Origin of the sequence: Symbiobacterium terraclitae (assembly GCF_017874315.1) — a bacterium.
Lineage (GTDB): Bacteria > Bacillota > Sulfobacillia > Symbiobacteriales > Symbiobacteriaceae > Symbiobacterium > Symbiobacterium terraclitae.
This window is the reverse complement of the sequence record NZ_JAGGLG010000011.1, coordinates 23,100-41,316: the sequence shown is the minus strand read 5'-3', so window position 1 is coordinate 41,316 and position 18,217 is coordinate 23,100. Positions and strand designations below refer to the sequence as shown.

The 18,217-nt window shown below is 69.9% G+C and carries 18 protein-coding genes; 7 read left to right on the top strand and 11 right to left on the bottom strand.

What is annotated here, in order from left to right; genetic code table 11:
* Nucleotides 1-6: 6 nt before the first annotated feature.
* The 7 genes from lepB to J2Z79_RS08135 all read right to left on the bottom strand — a co-directional run bounded on the left by lepB (nt 7) and on the right by J2Z79_RS08135 (nt 5,689).
* Nucleotides 7-579 carry a signal peptidase I gene (gene lepB, locus J2Z79_RS08165; protein ID WP_245302464.1) on the bottom strand — a complete coding sequence of 191 codons (573 nt, stop codon included), beginning with the start codon at nt 577-579 and terminating at the stop codon, nt 7-9.
* Nucleotides 579-899: a hypothetical protein gene (locus tag J2Z79_RS08160; RefSeq protein ID WP_209466381.1), complete on the bottom strand. Its 321-nt coding sequence runs from the start codon at nt 897-899 to the stop codon at nt 579-581. Before J2Z79_RS08160 ends, lepB begins: the two co-directional genes overlap by 1 nt.
* A 77-nt stretch (nt 900-976) precedes the next feature.
* Entirely contained in the window at nt 977-1,681 is a 705-nt protein-coding gene (locus J2Z79_RS08155; protein ID WP_209466380.1) for a PP2C family protein-serine/threonine phosphatase, read from the bottom strand.
* A gap of 17 nt (nt 1,682-1,698) precedes the next feature.
* Nucleotides 1,699-3,144 carry a PTS transporter subunit EIIC gene (locus J2Z79_RS08150; protein WP_209466379.1) on the bottom strand — a complete coding sequence of 482 codons (1,446 nt, stop codon included), beginning with the start codon at nt 3,142-3,144 and terminating at the stop codon, nt 1,699-1,701.
* A gap of 26 nt (nt 3,145-3,170) precedes the next feature.
* Nucleotides 3,171-3,986 (bottom strand): carbohydrate deacetylase, encoded by an 816-nt coding sequence (locus J2Z79_RS08145; RefSeq protein WP_209466378.1) that lies wholly within the window; start codon nt 3,984-3,986, stop codon nt 3,171-3,173.
* A 7-nt stretch (nt 3,987-3,993) separates the two neighbouring features.
* On the bottom strand, nt 3,994-5,280 hold the full coding sequence (locus tag J2Z79_RS08140) for a 6-phospho-beta-glucosidase (protein WP_209466377.1): 1,287 nt from the start codon (nt 5,278-5,280) through the stop codon (nt 3,994-3,996).
* A gap of 112 nt (nt 5,281-5,392) precedes the next feature.
* On the bottom strand, nt 5,393-5,689 hold the full coding sequence (locus J2Z79_RS08135) for a hypothetical protein (protein ID WP_209466376.1): 297 nt from the start codon (nt 5,687-5,689) through the stop codon (nt 5,393-5,395).
* Between the two features lie 146 nt (nt 5,690-5,835).
* Between J2Z79_RS08135 and J2Z79_RS08130 the strand changes: the two genes are divergently transcribed.
* The 4 genes from J2Z79_RS08130 to J2Z79_RS08115 are packed head-to-tail and all read left to right on the top strand — an operon-like array spanning nt 5,836 to nt 10,149.
* On the top strand, nt 5,836-7,587 hold the full coding sequence (locus J2Z79_RS08130; RefSeq protein WP_209466375.1) for a spore germination protein: 1,752 nt from the start codon (nt 5,836-5,838) through the stop codon (nt 7,585-7,587).
* Nucleotides 7,588-7,590: 3 nt separating this feature from the next.
* Nucleotides 7,591-8,691, top strand: coding sequence for a GerAB/ArcD/ProY family transporter (locus tag J2Z79_RS08125; protein ID WP_209466374.1), 1,101 nt, complete (start codon nt 7,591-7,593; stop codon nt 8,689-8,691).
* Nucleotides 8,681-9,985 (top strand): Ger(x)C family spore germination protein, encoded by a 1,305-nt coding sequence (locus tag J2Z79_RS08120; RefSeq protein ID WP_209466373.1) that lies wholly within the window; start codon nt 8,681-8,683, stop codon nt 9,983-9,985. The genes J2Z79_RS08125 and J2Z79_RS08120 overlap by 11 nt, the downstream gene beginning before the upstream one ends.
* Nucleotides 9,982-10,149 (top strand): hypothetical protein, encoded by a 168-nt coding sequence (locus tag J2Z79_RS08115; RefSeq protein ID WP_209466372.1) that lies wholly within the window; start codon nt 9,982-9,984, stop codon nt 10,147-10,149. Before J2Z79_RS08120 ends, J2Z79_RS08115 begins: the two co-directional genes overlap by 4 nt.
* Before the next feature lie 52 nt (nt 10,150-10,201).
* Here J2Z79_RS08115 and J2Z79_RS08110 read toward each other — a convergent pair whose 3' ends face one another.
* From J2Z79_RS08110 to J2Z79_RS08100, 3 genes are all read right to left on the bottom strand, one after another.
* Nucleotides 10,202-11,035, bottom strand: coding sequence for a YitT family protein (locus tag J2Z79_RS08110; RefSeq protein ID WP_209466371.1), 834 nt, complete (start codon nt 11,033-11,035; stop codon nt 10,202-10,204).
* 42 nt (nt 11,036-11,077) lie between these two features.
* Entirely contained in the window at nt 11,078-11,242 is a 165-nt protein-coding gene (gene tatA / locus J2Z79_RS08105; protein ID WP_209466370.1) for a twin-arginine translocase TatA/TatE family subunit, read from the bottom strand.
* A 290-nt stretch (nt 11,243-11,532) separates the two neighbouring features.
* Nucleotides 11,533-12,243, bottom strand: coding sequence for a glycerophosphodiester phosphodiesterase (locus J2Z79_RS08100; protein WP_209466369.1), 711 nt, complete (start codon nt 12,241-12,243; stop codon nt 11,533-11,535).
* A gap of 105 nt (nt 12,244-12,348) precedes the next feature.
* Here J2Z79_RS08100 and J2Z79_RS08095 point away from each other — a divergent pair, with 105 nt between their 5' ends.
* From J2Z79_RS08095 to J2Z79_RS08085, 3 genes are all read left to right on the top strand, one after another.
* Nucleotides 12,349-13,245, top strand: a complete 897-nt coding sequence (locus J2Z79_RS08095; protein ID WP_209466368.1) for a LysR family transcriptional regulator — start codon at nt 12,349-12,351, stop codon at nt 13,243-13,245.
* 225 nt (nt 13,246-13,470) lie between these two features.
* Complete coding sequence (locus tag J2Z79_RS08090; protein WP_209466367.1) at nt 13,471-13,758, top strand: hypothetical protein; 288 nt, start codon at nt 13,471-13,473, stop codon at nt 13,756-13,758.
* A gap of 75 nt (nt 13,759-13,833) precedes the next feature.
* Nucleotides 13,834-14,280, top strand: coding sequence for an NUDIX hydrolase (locus tag J2Z79_RS08085; protein WP_209466366.1), 447 nt, complete (start codon nt 13,834-13,836; stop codon nt 14,278-14,280).
* A 1,486-nt stretch (nt 14,281-15,766) separates the two neighbouring features.
* Here J2Z79_RS08085 and J2Z79_RS08080 read toward each other — a convergent pair.
* Nucleotides 15,767-16,882 (bottom strand): IS1 family transposase, encoded by a 1,116-nt coding sequence (locus J2Z79_RS08080; protein WP_209466365.1) that lies wholly within the window; start codon nt 16,880-16,882, stop codon nt 15,767-15,769.
* Nucleotides 16,883-18,217 lie beyond the last annotated feature (1,335 nt).

Here is an 18,217-nt window from a genome sequence, read left to right as displayed (position 1 = left end):
CCCGCACTACTCGTACTCGCGCGCCGACGCCAGCGGGCCGTGCTCGCCCACCCGCCCGGGCGGCCAGAAGAGCGCGATCGCCCGGCCCTCCACCCGCTCGACCGCGATCGGTCCCAGCAGGCGCGAGTCCAGCGATGCGCCGCGGTTGTCCCCCATCACCCACACGTAGCCCTCGGGGATGGTCAGGGGGCCCGCGTCATAGTTCCCGGGGCTGCCGGGGTTGGTGTAAGGCTCCTCCAGCGGGCGGCCGTTGACCAGCACCACGTCGCCGTGCACGGCCACCTCCTCGCCGGCCACCGCGATCACCCGCTTCACCAGGTGGCGCCCGGTGCCGGCCGGATCCCGCAGCACCACCACCTCGCCGGGGACCGGCGCGCGGAACCGGTAGACCAGCTTGTTGACCAGGAGCCGGTCGCCGTGGTGCAGCGTCGGCAGCATCGAGTCGCCGTCCACCCGGTAGAGCTGCACGCCGAAGGTGCGCACCAGCAGGGCGATCAGCACCGCCACGGCCACGGTCTCGAGGATCTCCCTGAGGGGGCCCTTCCGGGCCGGGACCACCCCCTCCTGCGGTGGCTGCATCACGCCCCCTCCCTCCTCCTCCGCCAGTCCGCGATGAAGGACAGCACCCGCTCGCGCACCTCGGCGATGCTCAGGTCGTCGGTCGGGAGGTAGAGGTCGCACTCCTCCCGCGCCACTGCCAGGCGCCGGCGCTGCTCCTCCAGCCGATCCGGCCCGTAGCTGATCTCCGGCCGGCGCTTCTTGGTGGTCTCCCAGCGGGCGTCAAGCATCACCAGGATGTCGGGCGGCGGGCTGCGCCGCAGCCAGAGACGCCGCACCGACGAGTGCTCCTGCGGCACGCTGTAGGCCGTGATCCCGGCAGCGTTCAGACCGGCTGCCAACGTAGTCTTCCCAGCAGCACATACCCCCACAATCGCCACGACGGGCTCTTGCAATCGCACTCCCCCTCGAGTCAGCCTCACCACTTCATCGTCACGCTCATGCGGCGGATGCGGTCTCCGCCGGCGTCGCCCACGCCCACCACCAGCACGGACATGTCGTCGGCCGGCCGGCCCTCGTCCAGGGCCATGGCCTCCGCCAGCACCCGGTCGGCCAGGGCCTGCATGTCGTCGGGGTCTGCCGCCCGCAGGAGCTCCTCCAGCCGCTCCACGGGCCACTCCCGCCCGTACCGGCGGCCGGCGGAGAGGACGCCGTCGGTGCAGGCCAGGGCCGCCAGCCCCGTCTCCAGCGGGATCTCGGCGATCACCGGCCGCAGCGTCTCCCGCATGCCGATGGGCTCCACCGGCTCGTCCAGCCGCAGGATGGAGCCGTCCGCCCGCCGGATCAGCACCGGCACGTGGGTGTTCCGGGTGACCACCAGGGTCCGGGTGCGGGTGTCGGCCGAGAGCAGCACCAGCTCCGTGGTGACCTTGCCGTTCCGCACCGCGTACAGGTAGTCGTGCACCCCCCGGGCGACGGCGCCGTCCCGCACCCCGTCCGCCACCAGGTGCATCGCCTTGGCCACCACCAGCTGGCTCAGCCGCTTGGCGGGCGGCCCGTGCTGCTGCCCGTCGGCCAGGATGCCCGTCACACCCCCGCGCGGGCGCTCCACCAGTTCTACAGAATCCCCGCTTTCAGTCAGTCCAAACTTCGGCACCTTCGCGACCGCCATCGTAACCTGCACAGCCCGCGCCTCCTGCCTCAGATCCCGGACCTTCCGGCCCGGGCGATCTCCTGCTGCACCGCCCGCTCGACCTCGCCGGCCCGCGCGCCCAGGACCACCTGCACCGACGACCCGGCCCGCACGACCCCGGCGGCGCCCAGGGCGCGCAGCCGGGCCTCGTCCACCGCAGCGGGGTCGCTCAGCTCCAGGCGGAGGCGGGTCATGCAGGCGGTCAGGCTGCGCACGTTGCCGGCCCCGCCCAGAGCCTCCAGGATGGCGGCGGCCTCCCCCTGCTCCCGGGCGCCAGGGCCCGCCCCGGCCTGCGCCGCATCGCCAGATGGCCCCGCAGCCTCGTTCCCCCCCGGCCCCATCGCATCCCCGGGTCCGGCCTGCCCGAGGACGGGGGGGCGGCGCCAGCGGATCACGAGGCGGAAGCTCACGTAGTAGAGCAGGGTCCAGAGCACGCCCAGCGGCAGCAGCAGCCAGCCGTTCTGCTGCCGGTGCCAGTTGATCAGCGCCATCGGCAGGGCGTAGCCGCCCAGGTGGATGTCCAGCGCGTAGCCCAGGAGCGACGCCACCGCCGAGAAGAGCACGTGCAGGCCGAACAGGAGCGGCGAGGCGAAGATGAAGGCGAACTCCACCGGCTCGGTGATGCCCAGGATCAAAGCCGTCAGGACGCCGGTGAGCATCACGCCGCCCACCCGCCGGCGCTGCTCGGGACGGGCCTCGTGGGCGATGGCCAGGCCCGCACCCAGCGGGCCGAAGCCCAGGGTGAGGAAGAAGCCTGAGAGCAGCCGCCCCGCCTCCGGGTCGCCGTGGAGGAAGCGGATGTACTCGCCGACCACCACCTGACCCGTCGCGGGGTCGGTCCAGGCGCCCATCTGGTAGTCCACCAGCTGCGTCAGGATGTGGTGCAAGCCGGTGGGGATCAGCATCCGCAGGATCCCGCCGTAGACGAGGGCGCCGGTGCCGCCCGCGGCGTAGATCCACTGCCCCAGGGCGACGATCGCCGCGTGGAAGGCCGGCCAGATCAGGCCGAAGATCCAGCCAAGCGCCACTCCGGCCGCCGCGGCGGCGATGGGGCCCATCCGCTTGCCCGAGAACAGCGCCAGGAACTCCGGCAGGCGCGCCCGGGACGCGTACCCGTAGAGCCAGGTGGCCACCGCCCCTGCGGCCACGCCGCCGAGCACGCCCACGTTCAGGGCGGGGTCGCCGGCCACCCCCACCGCCACGGCGATCATCGTGAGGTAGCCGGCTGCGGCGGAGAGCACCGCCATGCCGTCGCCCTCGGCGAAGCCGACAGCGATGCCCAGCGCGAAGAAGAGCGGCAGCCAGTCGCGCAGGAGCTCCAGCCCGGCCGACTCCAGCGGGCCGACGCCGAACACCGTGCCGATGGCCACCAGCACAGCCGGAAACGGCAGGAAGGTGAGGGGAATCATCAGGCTGGCCGAGATCCGCTGGAAGAACGCAGCCCGGGTCCGCACGGCAATCTCCTCCCTCGCGCAGGGGATCACAGGTCGCCGAAATGGATCAGCTGCAGCCCGAGCCGCTCCACCCTCTCCCGTGCGGCAGGCGCGGTCAGCGCGGCCAGCTCGACCGCGCGCTGCTCCCTGAGGGAGCTCAGGGCGCGCAGCTCGTCGTCGACCTCGCCGGGGTGGGTCACGATCTCGGTGGCCCCTTCACCGGCCCGGTCCAGCCGGTCCAGCAGCCCCGGCAGGTCGAAGTCGCCGGCCAGGGTGCGGTCCGGGGCACGGAGCCCGCTCTTTCGGATCATGGCCGCGGTCCGCCGCAGGACCGCCCGCAGCACCGGGCCGGCCGGGCTCCAGCGGGGAAAGGTGCCGGGGGGGAAGACGTCGGGAGGCAGTACCCGCACCGCGCCGACGCCGTAGCGGCGGGCCACCGCCAGCATCGCCCGGCAGAGGGGCGGCCAAGCCTGCAGGTAGCGGTGCGTATCCAGATGGGTCGGCAGCCGCCCCACCAGCGCCACGAACCGCTCCAGCTGCGCTGACCACTCCCGCTCCGCCTCGGCCGGCCGCACTCGCCGGAGCAGGCGCAGCAGGTCCCGCACGAAGCGGCCGTCAGGCCCCACCAGGCTGGGCACCTGGTCGGGGGGCAGCACGGGCGCTCCAGTGGTCAGGTTCAGGTGGAGCCCCACGCCGAGGCGCGTGGCGCCCGCCAGCAGGGCGGCCATCTCACCGGCCCAGGGGAAGTTCACCATGAAGGTGGTGGAGGTCAGGATCCCCTCCCGGTGCGCCTTCAGGATCGCACGGCTCACCCCGGCGGTGAGCCCGAAGTCGTCCGCGTTGACGATCAGACGCCTGGCCATGGCGCCCTCACGCAAACTGCGGCAGGTACGGCCGGTGCGCGGCCAGCAGCTCGTCGATCACCCTGCCCGCCAGGGGCCGGGGTGCACCCAGCGGGTTCAGCTCGGCGGCCTGCACGGCCAGGCTCCGGTCGCCCTCCATGGCCGCACGGACGTTGAGCGTCTCGGAGGCCTTGATGTGCGCGATCAGTTCCGCCTCCTCCCGGGGCAGGGCCGGCTGCGGGATGGGCCGGAATCCCGCGCCGTCCACGACGGCCGGGAACTGGGCGGCCTCGTCCGGGGGCAGGTGGCGCACGGCGCCGCCGTTCCGCTGCTGGATGACGAAGCGGGTGGGGCGGCCCGCGGCCATGGCGGCGATCACCTGCGAGGCCAGGTCGGCGTGGGACTGGTGGCCCCGGTGCTCCTTCAGCACCGGCCGCTCCTCCAAGGCCACCGCCGCGTAGTGCTCGTAGAGCCGGGGCAGCCGCTCCATCAGCACCTCGGCCCGGGTCCTGCCCGCCGACAGCAGATGCCTCAGGATCTGATCCTTGTAGTAGTAGTACCGGAGGTACGGGTCCGGCACCATGCCGTGCTCCCGGAAGAGGCGCACCGTGCCCGTCTCCTCGCGGAGGGGGAGCAGGCGGGCCACCGGGCCCAGCAGCGCCGCCCAGCGGCGGAGCCGCACCGTGACGTCCCGGTCGTCCAGCAGGACCCGGGACACCCAGCCGCCGTGGTTGATGCCGGCGTAGTCCAGGGCGATGCGGTGGAAGTCCACCCGCAGCAGGCGGCCGATGCCCCACTGCAGTCCCGTGGGCATGTCGCACAGGCCGATGAAGCGGGCGTCGGGAAAGCGGCGGAGCACAGCCTCGGTCACCATGCCCGCCGGGTTGGCGTAGTTGATGATCCACGCCTCGGGCGCCAGTCGGCGCACGTCCTCCACGATCTCCAGCATGAGGGGGATCGTGCGCCAGGCGAAGGCGAAGCCGCCGAGGCCCAGCGTCTCCTGGCCGATCAGCCCGTGCTTCAGCGGGATGCGCTCGTCCAGGGCCCGGTGCTTCAGCCCGCCGACTCGGGGCTGGGTCAGGATGAACCGGGCGCCGCTGATCGCCTCGGCCCTGTCCCGGGTGGCCGTGACCCGCAGGTCAGCCCCCGCCGTCCGCACGAGGCCCCGGGCCAGGCGCTCGATCACGCGGAGGTGGATGTCGTCGATGTCGTGGAGGCAGAGTTCGCCGCCGGCGAAGAGCGCGTGCTCCCGCAGCAGGCCCTCGATGATGTCTGGCGTGTAGGCGCTGGCTCCGCCGATGATCGTGAGCTTCATCCCATCACCATCCTCGTCCGTGCGGTGAAATGGCGCCTCTTTCCTGCTATTTCGCCTGTAACCGCCTGACTCCCTGTCGGGCGGCGAAAAGTGAAGGGAGGCCACAGCCTCCCTACTGGCCACCGCCTCCCTGGCCGCCGCCGTGGCCACCGCCGGAATGGTCGCTGTGGCCCGCTGGCTTCTCTTGGTCTTTTTTCTCCTCTTTCTCCTCGTCTTTCTTTTCTTGCTTCTTCTCTTCCTGATCGCCGCCCTCGTCCTGGCCCTGCTGATGCTGCCCATCGCCCTGCTGCTGTTGCTGTTGCTGCTGCTCGGGCTGTCGCTGCGGCGTCATGCACCCCGAGACCGCCGCGAGGCAGAACGCCAGGACCAGCAAGGCCATCTGCCGTAAGTGCCTCTGCCACGCGCGCACGCTGCGCCGACCTCCTCCCGGTGAACGCTTGCGGACTCGCGGATTAGCATGCCCGCGCCGGCCCGCGCCATACCGCGCCGCGGCTGTGCGGGTATAGCGCGCGCATGGGCACGGGCACCTTACACCTGGAAACGGGAGGGGTGTGCGTGAACATCTGGGAGCGGCTGAAGCGCCTGCTCGATCCGTCAGCGTCCATGGGGGACGACACCTTCATCCTGGGGGACGGCGGCGGATCGGGGACCGGCCGGCCGCCGAGCGCGGAGATGCTGGCCGACGCCCGCATGCGCACCGAGGCGCTGCTCACCCGCCTCGACCGGTTGGTGGAAGCGGCCCCGAAGGGCAAGGACGCGCTGGAGAAGGTCGGCGACCTCTCCACGAGCCTGGACGAGAACCTGCAGAAGGTGAAGGAGCTGTTCCGGGCGCCCACCAACAAGGACCTGATCGATCGGACGATCCTGATCGCCACCGACCCGCCGGTGCGGGCGGTCCTCCTGTTCATCGAAGGCATCAGCGACAAGACGGTCATCAACGACAACATCATGCAGCCGCTGATGCTGCTCGCCCACGAGCTGCGCCTGGAGCCCGGGCAGGGCGACGACGCCGTGGACCGCATCGAGCGGCGGCTCCTGGCCGGCCACCAGGTGAGCCGCCAGTACGACCGGGCTTCCATCGCCGAGTCCCTGCTGTCCGGCGACACGGTGGTCCTCGTCGAGGGCGCGGCGGTGGCGCTGGCGGTGGAGACCAAGGAGCCGCCGGTCCGCAGCGTGGGCGACCCCAAGACCGAGCAGGTGATCTGGGGCCCCCACGACGCCTTCAACGAGGCCTGGCGGGTGAACGTGGCCCTGGTGCGCCGCCGCCTGAAGGACCCCCGGCTGGTCACCGAGATCCTCACCGTGGGCGAGGTGAGCAAGACCTACGTCGGCATGCTGTACATCGACACCATCGCCCCGCCGGCGCTCGTCGCCGAGGTGAAGCGGCGGGTCGAGGCGGTGAAGGTGGACATCGTCAACGGCGCGGGCACACTGCAGCAGTACATCATGGACAACCCGCACTCGCTCCTGCCCTCCACGCTCCTCACCGAGCGCCCGGACCGGACCGCCGCCTACCTCTCGGAGGGGCACGTGGCGCTCTTTGTCGACACGTCCCCCACCGCCATCATCTGCCCGACCACCTTCTGGGCGCTGCTGCAGACCGCGGAGGACTACTACCTCCACTGGCCCTTCGGCTCCGCGCTCCGGTACATCCGGTTGGGGGCTCTGGTCATCGCGCTCCTCCTGCCCTCCTTCTACATCGCCGTGGTGAACTACCATCCCGAGATGGTACCGACTGCGTTGATGCTCTTCATCGCCCAGAGCCGCGAGCCGGTGCCCATGCCGTCGGTGGTGGAGCTGCTGGCGATGGACGTGGTCTTCGAGCTGATCCGGGAGGCCGGCACCCGCATCCCCGGGGTCATCGGCCCCACGGTGGGCCTCGTGGCCTCGCTGGTGCTGGGGCAGGCCGCGGTGGAGGCGCGCATCGTCAGCCCGGTGCTGATCCTGGTGGTGGCCACCACCGGGCTGGCCTCCTTCGCCCTGCCCAACTACCTGATGGGCTGGGGCATCCGCCTGCTCCGCTTCCTCCTGCTGCTGCTGACCACCCTGTTCGGCTTCCTGGGACTGGCCGCGGGCCTCTACGCCGTGGTGGTCCACGCGTCGGCGCAGCGCTCCTTCGGGGTGCCCTACCTCGCCCCGCTGGTGGGGACGACGGGCCCGGTGAAGGACGCGATCAGCACGCCGCCCCTGTACCGGCAGGAGGAGAGGCCGCCTTACCTGCCCCTGCTCAACCGGCGGCGGCAGAAGGAAATCGTGCGCCAGTGGGACCCGCAGTCGCCGCAGACCAATTCGCCCGAAGGAGGGTAGACCATGCAAGGGTATAAAGGCCACATCGGCGCCCGGGAGGGCAGCGTGCTCCTGTTCACCGTGCTGGGCAGCATGCTGTTCCTCCAGTACCCCCAGTACCTGGTGAAGGTCGGAGGGCCCGCGGCCTGGCAGGTGGCCCTGCTGGTCACGCTCTTCGGCATGCTCTTCGCGCTGCCCATCGTCGCCCTGGGACGGCGCTTCCCAGGCCACGGCCTGGCGGAGATCAGCCTGGAGGCGGCGGGCCCCGTGATAGGTCCGCTGCTCACCCTGGTGGTCGCGGTATGGCTGGCCGCGGTCACGGCGGTCTCCCTGCGGAACTTCACCGAGACCTTCGTCATCACCATCCTGCCCGACACCCCGCCCAGCGTGCTCGTGCTCACCGGGACCGTCCTCGCCGTGTTCACCGCCTACCATGGAGCGGAGACCGTGGCGCGCGCCTCCTACGTCCTGCTGCCGCTGATCGCCGCCGGGGTGCTGCTGGTGCTGCTGTTCAGCCTTCCCCGGGTGGATACCAGCCTGCTCTTCCCCTTCTGGGGCTACGGCCTGGACCGCACGGTCACCGGTGCCCTCTACTACGCCAGCATGTCGGCGGAGGTGATCGTCCTCCTGGCCATGGGCCACGCCTTCCGCGACGCCCGGAGCCTGCAGCACAGCAGCCTGCGGGGCATCCTGCTCTTCGGGGTGGCCGCCACGTTGACCGTAGTGGTCCTGGTGGGCATCGCCGGCACCCCCCTGGCCCGGCAGGACCCCTTCCCGCTCTACTACCTCGCCCGCCTGGTCTACCTGGGCCGCTTCCTGCAGCGCACCGAGGCGCTGATCGTCATGTTCTGGATCCTGGCGGCGGCGGTGCGCGTGTCCGCGCTGATGTACGCCACCGCCATCTCCCTGACCGGCGCCCTGCGGCTGCCCGACTACCGGCCGGTGCTCTTCCCGCTGGCCACCATCCTGACGGCCCTGTCGCTGCTGCCCAAGGACTACGTGAGCGTGCTCATCCTGGACCGCGACTGGGTCCGGCCGCTGGGCTTCGCCGTGCTGGCCGTGCCGCTCCTGCTCTGGGTCGTTGCGCTCATCCGCCGCAAGGGGGCGGCCGCCAATGCTTCGTAGGGTGCTGGGGCAACCGTTTGGCCGCCGGCGGGGCCGCCTGCGCTCCCTCAGGCTCCTCCCCTTGGTGGGACTGGTGCTGCTCATGCCGCTCCTGGCGGGGTGCTGGAACCGGGTGGAGATCGAGCAGGGGGCGTACGTCCTCGCTGTGGGCATCGACGAGGGCAAGGTGAGCCCCTACGCCATCACGGTGATGATCGCCAAGCCCGGGGCCCTCGCGGGCAAGGAGGGGGGCGGCGGCGACGAGCCCCCGGTGCTGATCACCACCGTGGAGGCGCCGAGCCTCGCCGGCGCCCAGGTCATCCTGCACGGGTACGTCGGCCGCGAGGTCCTCTTCGACCACGCCCAGGCCCTCTTCGTGCACGAGAGCCTGGCCCGGGAGCAGGGGCTGCCGTTCTTCGACGAGCTCCTCCGCTTCCGCCAGATCCGGGAGACCGCGTTCGTCGTGGTCACCCGCGAGCCCGCCGCCGAGGTCTTGAAGAAGCTGAAGCCCGAGCTCGACAAGAACCCGATCCAGTACGTCGAGCAGCTGACGTACCACCACCGGAACACCGCATCGCTCCCGGCCACCAGCCAGGTGAGCGCCGTGGCCGCGCTGCTGAACGTCGGCTACGCCCAGCCGCTGACCTACTACGCGGCGGCCATCGACCAGGAGTCGGACGCCATCCGGGGCTCTGTCTCTGCCTCCGGCAAAGCACGGCTCGTCGCCGGCGAGCTGCCGCGCCGGGGCGGAACCCCGGTGGACATGATCGGCGCCGCGGCATTCCGGGGCTCGCGGATGGTGGGCGTGCTGGACGGCGAGGAGATCCGGGCCCTGCTGATGCTGGAGAACCAGTTCTACTCGGCCCACGCCGCCTTCCGCGACCCCCGGGAGCCCGAACAGTTCGTCACCGTGCATCTCAGTAAGGGCCGACCCACCCGCATCACGGTGGAGCGGCTCGGCGACCGGCCCGCGATCCGGGCCGAGGTGATCCTGGAGGCCGAGGTGGTGGCCATCCCCTCCGGCATCGACTACGCCTGGCCCACAGCCCAGGCGGAACTGGAGCAGGCCATCGCCAGCCAGCTGCAGGAGACCATGAACAAGGTCATCGCCCGGACCCAGGAGTGGGGGGCAGACGTGGTCGGGTTCGGCCGACACGCCATCCGCCACTTCCCCACGGTGCAGGCCTGGGAGGCCTACGACTGGCCCGGCCGCTACCCGAAGGCGGAGATCAACACGAGCGTGCGGGTCAGCCTGCGCCGCTACGGCCTGACGCTCACCCCGACCCGCGCCTCCGAGGAGGGGATGCAGCGGTGATCAGCGTTCTCGTGGTTCTGGTCTGCGCGCTGGTGGCCGTCTACACGACAAACTACGCCCGCTGGGCCTGGCGCCAGCGCCTGCGCCTGGGCGCGGCCGGCCTCGTGCTCCTGGCCCTGGCGACGGTGGCCGTGCCGCTCTATGTGATGTGGTATCTGTCCTGAGGAGAAAACAAGCCGGTGCACCAACGTGCGCCGGCTTGCATGTCATTGACGCCTAATGCCCTTCCTTCGCCGGGTCACGGAAGCCCTCGCCCAGGACCTCGTGGACCTCCGCGACGACCACGAACGCCTTGGGGTCCTCCTCGTGTGCGATCTGCTTCACCTGCGCCAGCTCGGCCCGCTGGGCGACGGTGTAGAGCACCGCCCGGGGCTCGCCGGTGTACGCGCCTGTGCCGTTGATGATCGTCACGCCCCGCTCCACCTCGGTCATGATGCGGCGGGCGATCTCGTCGGGGCGGGTGGTGATGATCGTGACGCCCCGGGCCGAGTAGAAGCCCACCTGCACCACGTCGACCACCTTGGACGAGATGAAGAGGGTGATCACCGCCCACATCGCCGCCTCGGGCGAGAAGGCGATCGCAGCCAGGGTCAGCACGACGGCGTCGACCGCGAGCACCATCGAGCCCACGGAGAAGCCGAACCGCTGCTGCAGCGCCAGGGCGAGCACCTCGGTGCCCCCGGTGGTGCCGCCCGAGCGCAGCACCAGCCCGAGTCCGACGCCCATGGTCAGACCGCCGTAGACGATGGCCAGCACGACCTGATCGGTGATCGGCGGGATGCCCGCCGTAACCCCGAGGAAGAAGGAGTAGGCCGCGACGCCCACCAGGGAACGCCACAGGAGGCGCCAGCCCTTCACCCTGACCCCCAGCGCCAGAATCGGAATGTTTGCGACCACCTGGGTGACCCACATGGGCACCCCCAGCGTGTGGAAGAGAATAATGCCGATGCCCGTCACGCCGCCTTCCGCCAACTTGAGGGGCACGAGGAACACGTTGGCCGAAAGCGACATCAAGAGGGCACCGGCCAAGAGCTGCACGAGCCAGAGCACGGCGGAGCCTCCTTACTTCGGTGGCTAGTCTTCCCGCGCCACCTACTCCTCCTTCTTCTCCGCGTCCTCCTCCTTCACCGCCTTGCGGAACTCCCTGATGGAATCGCCCATCCCCCGGGCCAGCTGCGGCAGCTTGGAAGCGCCAAAGAGCAGGACGATCACCAGGGCGATGAGCAGAATCTCCCAGAAACCCAAACGGCCGAACATCCGGTTCCCCCCTATCCCCGAAGCCAACTCTGCACGCCCCGAAACTTCGGGGCGTGCATGTATTTATCCTGCAACCGGGTAACAGCCGGAGTTCACCCGGGCAATCAGGTGCTGACCAGCAGTCACCCGACCAGCCAGGCGCTCACCAGCATTCACCCGACCAGCCGGGCGCTGACCAGCATTCGCCTGAGCAGCCGGGTGCTCACCAGCATTCACCCGACCAGCCAGAGCTCACCAGCATTCACCTGAGCAGCCGGGTGCTGACCAGCATTCACCTGAGCAGCCGGGTCCTAGCCGTCCTTCACCCGTTCGGGGTAGTTGCTGATAATGCCGTCCACGCCGGCGGCCTTCATCATGGCGATGGCCATGGGGTCGTCCGCCGTCCAGCAGTTGACCTTCAGCCCGGCGGCGTGGGCGGCGGCCACGTAGTCCGGCGTGACCCACGGCCAGGCGGGATGGATGGCCTCACAGCCGATGGACTTCGCCATGCCAACCGGGTCCACGAGGTTGCAGGAGGTAAGCATGCCCAGCGGCAGCTCGGGGCAGATCTCCTTGAACCGTACGAGCGCCCGGTGGTCGAAAGAGGAGATCTGCGTGCGCTCAAGCACGCCCTCGGCCTTCAGCAGGGCGACGACCTCCTCTTCGATGCCCGGATAGTGGACGGAGCCAGCCTTCAGTTCCAGGTACAGCCGGACCCCCGGCGGGGTCGCACGGACCAGCTCCCGCAGCGTCGGCACGCGCTGGCCGGCGAAGGCGGGGTCCTTCCACGAGCCGGCGTCCAGCGCCTGGATCTCCGCCAGCGTCATGGCCATGACCAGGCCGGACCCGTCGGTGGTGCGGTCGACGTTCGGGTCGTGGATGACCACCAGGTGGCCGTCCGCCGTGCGGTGCACGTCAAACTCGATGCCGTCGACGCCGATCTCAAACGCCCTCTGGAACGAAGCCATCGTGTTCTCCGGATGGGTGCCCGCGGCGCCCCGATGCCCGATGACCTGCGGCATGTGGACCCTTCCTCCTTCGTGCGATGTGAACGGCTGCCCCGACAGGGAAACCGTACAGACATCTCGAAATGTGCACTCCAATCTCGGCGAGGGGAGGGACAGCGCGTGGACCTCAAGCTCCTGCACACGTTCGTGACGGCGGCGGAACTGGAGAACTTCCACCAGACCGCCGAGCGGCTGTACCTCGCGCAGCCCACGGTGACCGCGCACATCCGTCAGCTGGAACAGATCCTGGGGTTCCACCTGTTCGACCGGGTGGGCAAGCGGGTGCGCCTCACCGCGGCCGGGCGCCGCTTCCTGCCCCACGCCCAGCGCGTGCTGGCGGCTTACGACCAGGCCGTCAACGATATGACCGCCTGGTGGCAGGGATACGACACCCGGCTGCAGCTGGTGACCTCCCCGCTGGTGGCGACGTCGGTGCTTCCGGGGCTCCTGAAGCGGTTCACCCAGGAGCACCCACGGGTGGAGGTCATGATCACCACCGAGGTCTCTCCGGCCGTCGGCCCCGTCATCGCCTCCGGTGCGGCCCACGTCGGGCTCGCCCGGTCACCCTCTGTCCATCCTGACACGTCTTCGACAGTGCTATACACAGATCCTGTCCTGCTGGTCGCATCACCGGCAAATGCTGCCGGCGCGCACTGGGTGGATCTGCTGGGCCGCCACCTGCTCCTCACCGGCAACCACCCCATGTACTGGGACGCGCTCCTGATGGCGGTGGCCGAGCGCCAGCCTCACCTGCGCACCCTCGCCGTGGACCGGGTCGACATCACCAAGCGGCTCCTGGAGGAGGGGCTCGGGGTCTCTTTCCTGCCGCAGTCGTCGGTGGTGCGGGAGCTGGCCGAGGGGCGGCTGGTGACCGTGCCCGTGGACATGGAGCTGCCGCTCTCGGCCACCTATCTCATCCTGCCCCATCCCCGGGAGCTGCCCGAGGCAGCGCGGCTCTTCGTGGACCTGCTGCTGCAGTCCTTCCCCGACGGCGTCGGACCCGGATTGCCGCAGTGAGGGGAGTGCACGAGATCCTCGACGACAACGCCACGCGCCCCCTCAAGGAGCGCATCAGGGTCATCGGCATCTCGTGGGGCTACAGCCCCGGTGTTGAGGGGTATGACGAGGTCAAGGCCGTGTTCAACGGGCTCGGCCGGGAGCCGCCGGCGGACCCCAACGGCCCTGACTCCTACCGCCCCGGCGACTGGTTGGCCGAGATGTACTACGCCGACCGGTCCCGCTTTGCGTTACCGCATCTGGGTGCCCATGGATTCCCGCACCACCGCCAGCCCCACCGGCCAGACCGACTACGCCTTCGACCGGCACGGAGGCTGGAGTTGGGCCGTGCCCTACCTGGTGGGCATCTATGCCCTGGGGCTCCAGGTCGACCCCGACCTGTCCCCGGAGCGCTTCTACCAGGCGGCACTGGAGACCGGCAGCTACACCGAGTTCGAACACGCGGGCCGTACCTACCGCCTGGGGCCGATCATCAACCCGCCGGCGCTGATCGAGCGGTTCAAGAGTTCATGAGACACCCCTGAGCCGCTCCGTGACGGGGCGGCCCGAAATGCGCATGTATGAGGGAGGGTTGCCGTTCTGGCCACCATGCCTGTTCGGGAGACACGGATCGGGGCATATGGAATCTGCATCGACAGTGGGAAGATCCTTCTCATCAAGAAGGCGAAAGGCCCGTACAAGGGCCTTTGCGATCTGCCGGGCGGCGGAATCGAGTTCGGCGAATCACCGCCGGATACCGTGGTGAGGGAGTTCCTGGAGGAGACCGGCATCGCCGTCGAGGTGAGAGATCTGGTCGGCGCGTTCAGCCGCGTCTCCACCTTCGTCTCCGACACGGGCACCCACATGGTCGAACTCCACCACCTGGGCTTCCTGTACCGGGTGTCCGTGTCAGGCCCGGCCCCTGTGAAATCCGGCCCCGACGGTCACGATTCCCTGGGGACCGTCTGGCTTCCCCTCACCGACGCGCGCCCGGAGACGCTGTCGCCACTGGCCGCGGAAGGCCTTCGATGCATTGGATCCCCGATGCGTGTTTGACTTGGGTTGAAATGTTTGGGCTTGAACCCTGCCTCGGACCCGGGCCATCCCCGGACGCATTGGTTCTGTTCGCAGCAACTGTTGATCGACCAGCCGAGTCGCCCTATTTGGACCGCCGTCTACCCGGACGAGCTCGCACACTGCAGCTTGAGGCGCCCGGTCGGAAGCCAGGCATCCGAATCTGGAGGCCTCCGGTGTGGGGCCCGTACCTCCGCAACGCCAGGCCCTCGGTGTGGGGGGCAACCCCGGACGCATTGGTTCTGTTCGCAGCAACTGTTGATTGACTAGCCGAGGCACCCTCTTGTACCGCCGTCCAGCCGGACGAGCTCGCACACTGCAGCTCGAGGACCTCGGTGGGGAGCCATGGGCATCGGAAACTCGAGACCTTCGATGTGGGGCCCGTACCTCCACAGCGCCAAGCTCTCGGTGTGGGGGGCAACCCCGGACGCATTGGTTCTGTTCGCAGCAACTGTTGATCGACTAGCCGAGTCGCCCTATTTGGACCGCCGTCCAGCCGGACGAGCTCGCACACTGAAGCTCGAGGCCCTCGATAGGGAGCCATGCATCCGCAACTCGAGGCCTTCGGTGTGGGGCCCGTACCTCCACAGCGCCAGACCCTCGGTGGGATGGCCGTGCACGTGGCTCGGGGCCCTCGGTAGGGAGCCATGCATCCGCAACTCGAGGCCTTCGGTGTGGGGCCCGTACCTCCACAGCGCCAAGCTCTCGGTGTGGGGGGCAACCCCGGACGCATTGGCTCTGTTCGCAGCAACTGTTGATCGACTAGCCGAGGTACCCTCTTGCACCGCCGTCCAGCCGGACGAGCTCGCACACTGAAGCTCGAGGCCCTCGGTAGGGAGCCATGCATCCGCAACTCGAGGCCTTCGGTGTGGGGCCCGTACCTCCACAGCGCCAGGCCCTTTGGGTGGCCGTGCACGCGGTTCGGGGCCCTCGGTAGGGAGCCATGCATCCGCAGTGCGAGGCCGTCCGCGTGGGACAGCGCATCCGCAGCGCGAGGCCATCCGCGCGGGGCTGCGTACCCGCATCCCGAGGCCCTCGGTGCGGGGCCATGCATCCGCAACTCGAGGCTTTCGGTGTGGGGGTCGTACCTCCGCAGCGCCAGGCCCTCGGTGGGGTGGCCGTCCACGCGGCTCGAGGCCCCCGGTGCGGGGCCATACCTCCGCAGCGCGAGGCCGTCCGCGTGGGGCAGCGCATCCGCAGCGCGAGGCCATCCGCGTGGGGCAGCGCATCCGAAGTGCGAGGCTATCCGTATGGGACAGCACATCCGCAGTGCGAGGCCATCCGCGTGGGGCAGCGCATCCGCGGCGCGAGGCTATCCGCGTGGAGCAGCGCACCCGCAGTGCGAGGCCATCCGTGCGGGGCAGCGCATCCCCGCCGCGAGGCTCTCGATCTAGGGGCCACGCATGCGCTGCTCGTGGCCGTCAGGGCGTGAGTCCCGGATGTAGCCCAGTGTAGCCCCCTCGGAGGACTACACGGGCATTTCATTCAGCGGGCCATCGCCACGAGAGGCCAACAGCGACGCCAGGGCACGCCCTTGCGCGCCGGCTGCAACATCAGGCATAGAAGCAAAGCGGGCAATGTCCCGGAACCAGGCCAGATAGTGGGCTAGGTAGCGCGTCGCAACGCCCTTGAAGCGGCGCAGCCACCCATCCGGCGGTGCAGGGCACCGAACGGGACGAGGCTCGGGCACGCCTGCTGGGAGAGCCTTGCCTGGTTCCGAGCGGTGAGCCGCAGTGCCACCCGCGGCGGCGAAGCCATTATGGCAGACCAGGCCCAAGGATTCGCAGGCCTCCTTAAGCTCGTACCCGAAGGCGAACACATGCGAGTCCTTCTCCACCAACTGCGACAGACCGTCCCTGAGGACCTCAGGGGCGATTCGGCCCTGCCCGAGGATCGACAGCTCCATCCCCTGCTCACTCTGCGCCACCATCACGCGGAGTGGCCGTCCGTCAACCAACAGCCGGAACCGCCGCCGGGCACCGGTAGCCGCCCTGGGGCGGACGTACCCGGCGGGCTCGGGGCCACGGCGCACGAAGTTCCAGTAACCCCAGCTGCCCGGGCCGTTGCAGATGCGGCTGCCCTTCTCGGAGTACTTGACGTGAACGACGCGCACGCCCACTCTGGGGCCGAGCGGCCGGCGGCGCTGGCCGCTCAGATAGGCCAGGGCGCGGTGTCTCCAACGGAAGGCCGTGGACACGCTGACGCTGAGGCGGGAGGCGACCTGCCGGAGGGATATGTCGTCCGCCAGCAGGCGAACCGAGGCGTTCCACTCTTTGATCTTCTGAAGCCGGTACGCCGGTCTGCCGCTGAGCGGGCTGAAGGTGCGCTCGCAGGTCCTGCACAGGTAACGCTGCACGCGCTCGCCCGACCGCAGCCGGAAGCTGCCATTCCTTACGACCCGGGCGCAGCCGCACCACGGACACAGGATCCGCTCCGTCTGATCGTTGGCCGTGGGATCACTGCCGCCGTCCCGCACCTGCCCCAACTGCGCTGGTGCGAACGGATGAAGTGCACTCCCCATCCTGTGCGCAGCGTTCGCTGGCGACGCCACCGCCTCCGTTGGCATCACCGCCATCACCGCCACCCCCGCCGCCTCCGTTGGCATCACCGCCACCCCCGCCGCCTCCGTCGGCATCACCGCCGCCCCCACCGGCGATGTGATGTAAGAACTGTCCTTTACTGGACTCCACGCCCAGTATACTCGAACACTAGTTCCTCCGTCCAGACTTCGGTTCTCACCCGCGCGGGTGATTTTCCGAGCCGTCAGCGGCGTTGGCCGGTGGGGTCGTGTGCGGAGCAGGTCGCACAGCACTGACGGGCCCCGGCCAGCGCCCGGATCTGGGGTATGAACCAAGCGGGAGTGAAACTCGCCTGGACCCCAGCGTGGAGCTCACGCCTCGTCCCAGTGGGCCCGATAACGGCGTGGGGCCGGTAGGCATCGGACGGAGAAGCCGCATCGCCGCACGCACTGGGGCTGTGGCGGGCCATCGTCGCACCACGTCAACAGTCGTCCAGAACGGAACCAATGCGGCGGGGAATGGGGGGTACCCCATGACCGCCAGGGGGGGCACGCCGTCTACCCTGGGGCGCCTCACCCCCACCATGGGGCTGCTCCCCCCGCCATGGGGCAGCCGGGCCCAGGGCGAGTGGTCGTCGGCCTCATCAACAGCCGTGCAGAACAGAACCAATGCGCCGGGGAATGGGGAATGCCCCCGGTCGGCAGCCAGGGGGCACGCCGTCTACCCTGGAGCGCCTCACCCCGCCGTGGGGCATCTCACCCCACCATAGGGAATCCCCCCACATTGGACATCCCCCGCCATGGGGCAGCCGGGCCCAGGGCGAGTGGTCCTCAGCCTCATCAACAGTCGTGGAGAACAGAACCAATGCGGCGGGGAATGGGGAATGCCCCCCGGCCGGCAGCCAGGGGGCACGCCGTCTACCCCGGAGCGCCTCCCCCCCACCATGGGGCTGCTCCCCCCGCCATGGGGCAGCCGGGCCCAGGGCGAGCGGTCGTCGGACTCATCAACAGTCGTGCAGAACGGAACCAATACGGCGGGGAATGGGGAATGCCCCCGGTCGGCAGCAAGGGGGCACGTCTACCCTGGAGCGCCTCACCCCGCCGTTGGGCATCTCACCCCACCATAGGGAATCCCCCCGCAATGGACATCCCCCCACATTGGACATCCCCCGCCATGGGGCAACCGGGCCCAGGGCGAGTGGTCCTCAGCCTCATCAACAGTCGTGGAGAACAGAACCAATGCGGCGGGGAATGGGGGATACCCCATGACCGCCATGGGGGGCACGCCGTCTACCCTGGGGCGCCTCACCCCCACCATGGGGCTTCCCCCCGAATGGGGCAGCCGGGCCCAGGGCGACTGGTCGCCGGAATGGGGCATGCCCCTGGCCGGGAGCACGCTCC

Bases quoted from the DNA above. Each gene is read 5' to 3' on its own strand.
- J2Z79_RS08145 (WP_209466378.1), bottom strand. From the start codon at position 3,986: ATGGCCAGGCGTCTGATCGTCAACGCGGACGACTTCGGGCTCACCGCC.
- J2Z79_RS08085 (WP_209466366.1), top strand. From the start codon at position 13,834: ATGCCTGTTCGGGAGACACGGATCGGGGCATATGGAATCTGCATCGAC.
- tatA (WP_209466370.1), bottom strand. From the start codon at position 11,242: ATGTTCGGCCGTTTGGGTTTCTGGGAGATTCTGCTCATCGCCCTGGTG.
- lepB (WP_245302464.1), bottom strand. From the start codon at position 579: ATGCAGCCACCGCAGGAGGGGGTGGTCCCGGCCCGGAAGGGCCCCCTC.
- J2Z79_RS08125 (WP_209466374.1), top strand. From the start codon at position 7,591: ATGCAAGGGTATAAAGGCCACATCGGCGCCCGGGAGGGCAGCGTGCTC.
- J2Z79_RS08140 (WP_209466377.1), bottom strand. From the start codon at position 5,280: ATGAAGCTCACGATCATCGGCGGAGCCAGCGCCTACACGCCAGACATC.
- J2Z79_RS08100 (WP_209466369.1), bottom strand. From the start codon at position 12,243: ATGCCGCAGGTCATCGGGCATCGGGGCGCCGCGGGCACCCATCCGGAG.
- J2Z79_RS08120 (WP_209466373.1), top strand. From the start codon at position 8,681: ATGCTTCGTAGGGTGCTGGGGCAACCGTTTGGCCGCCGGCGGGGCCGC.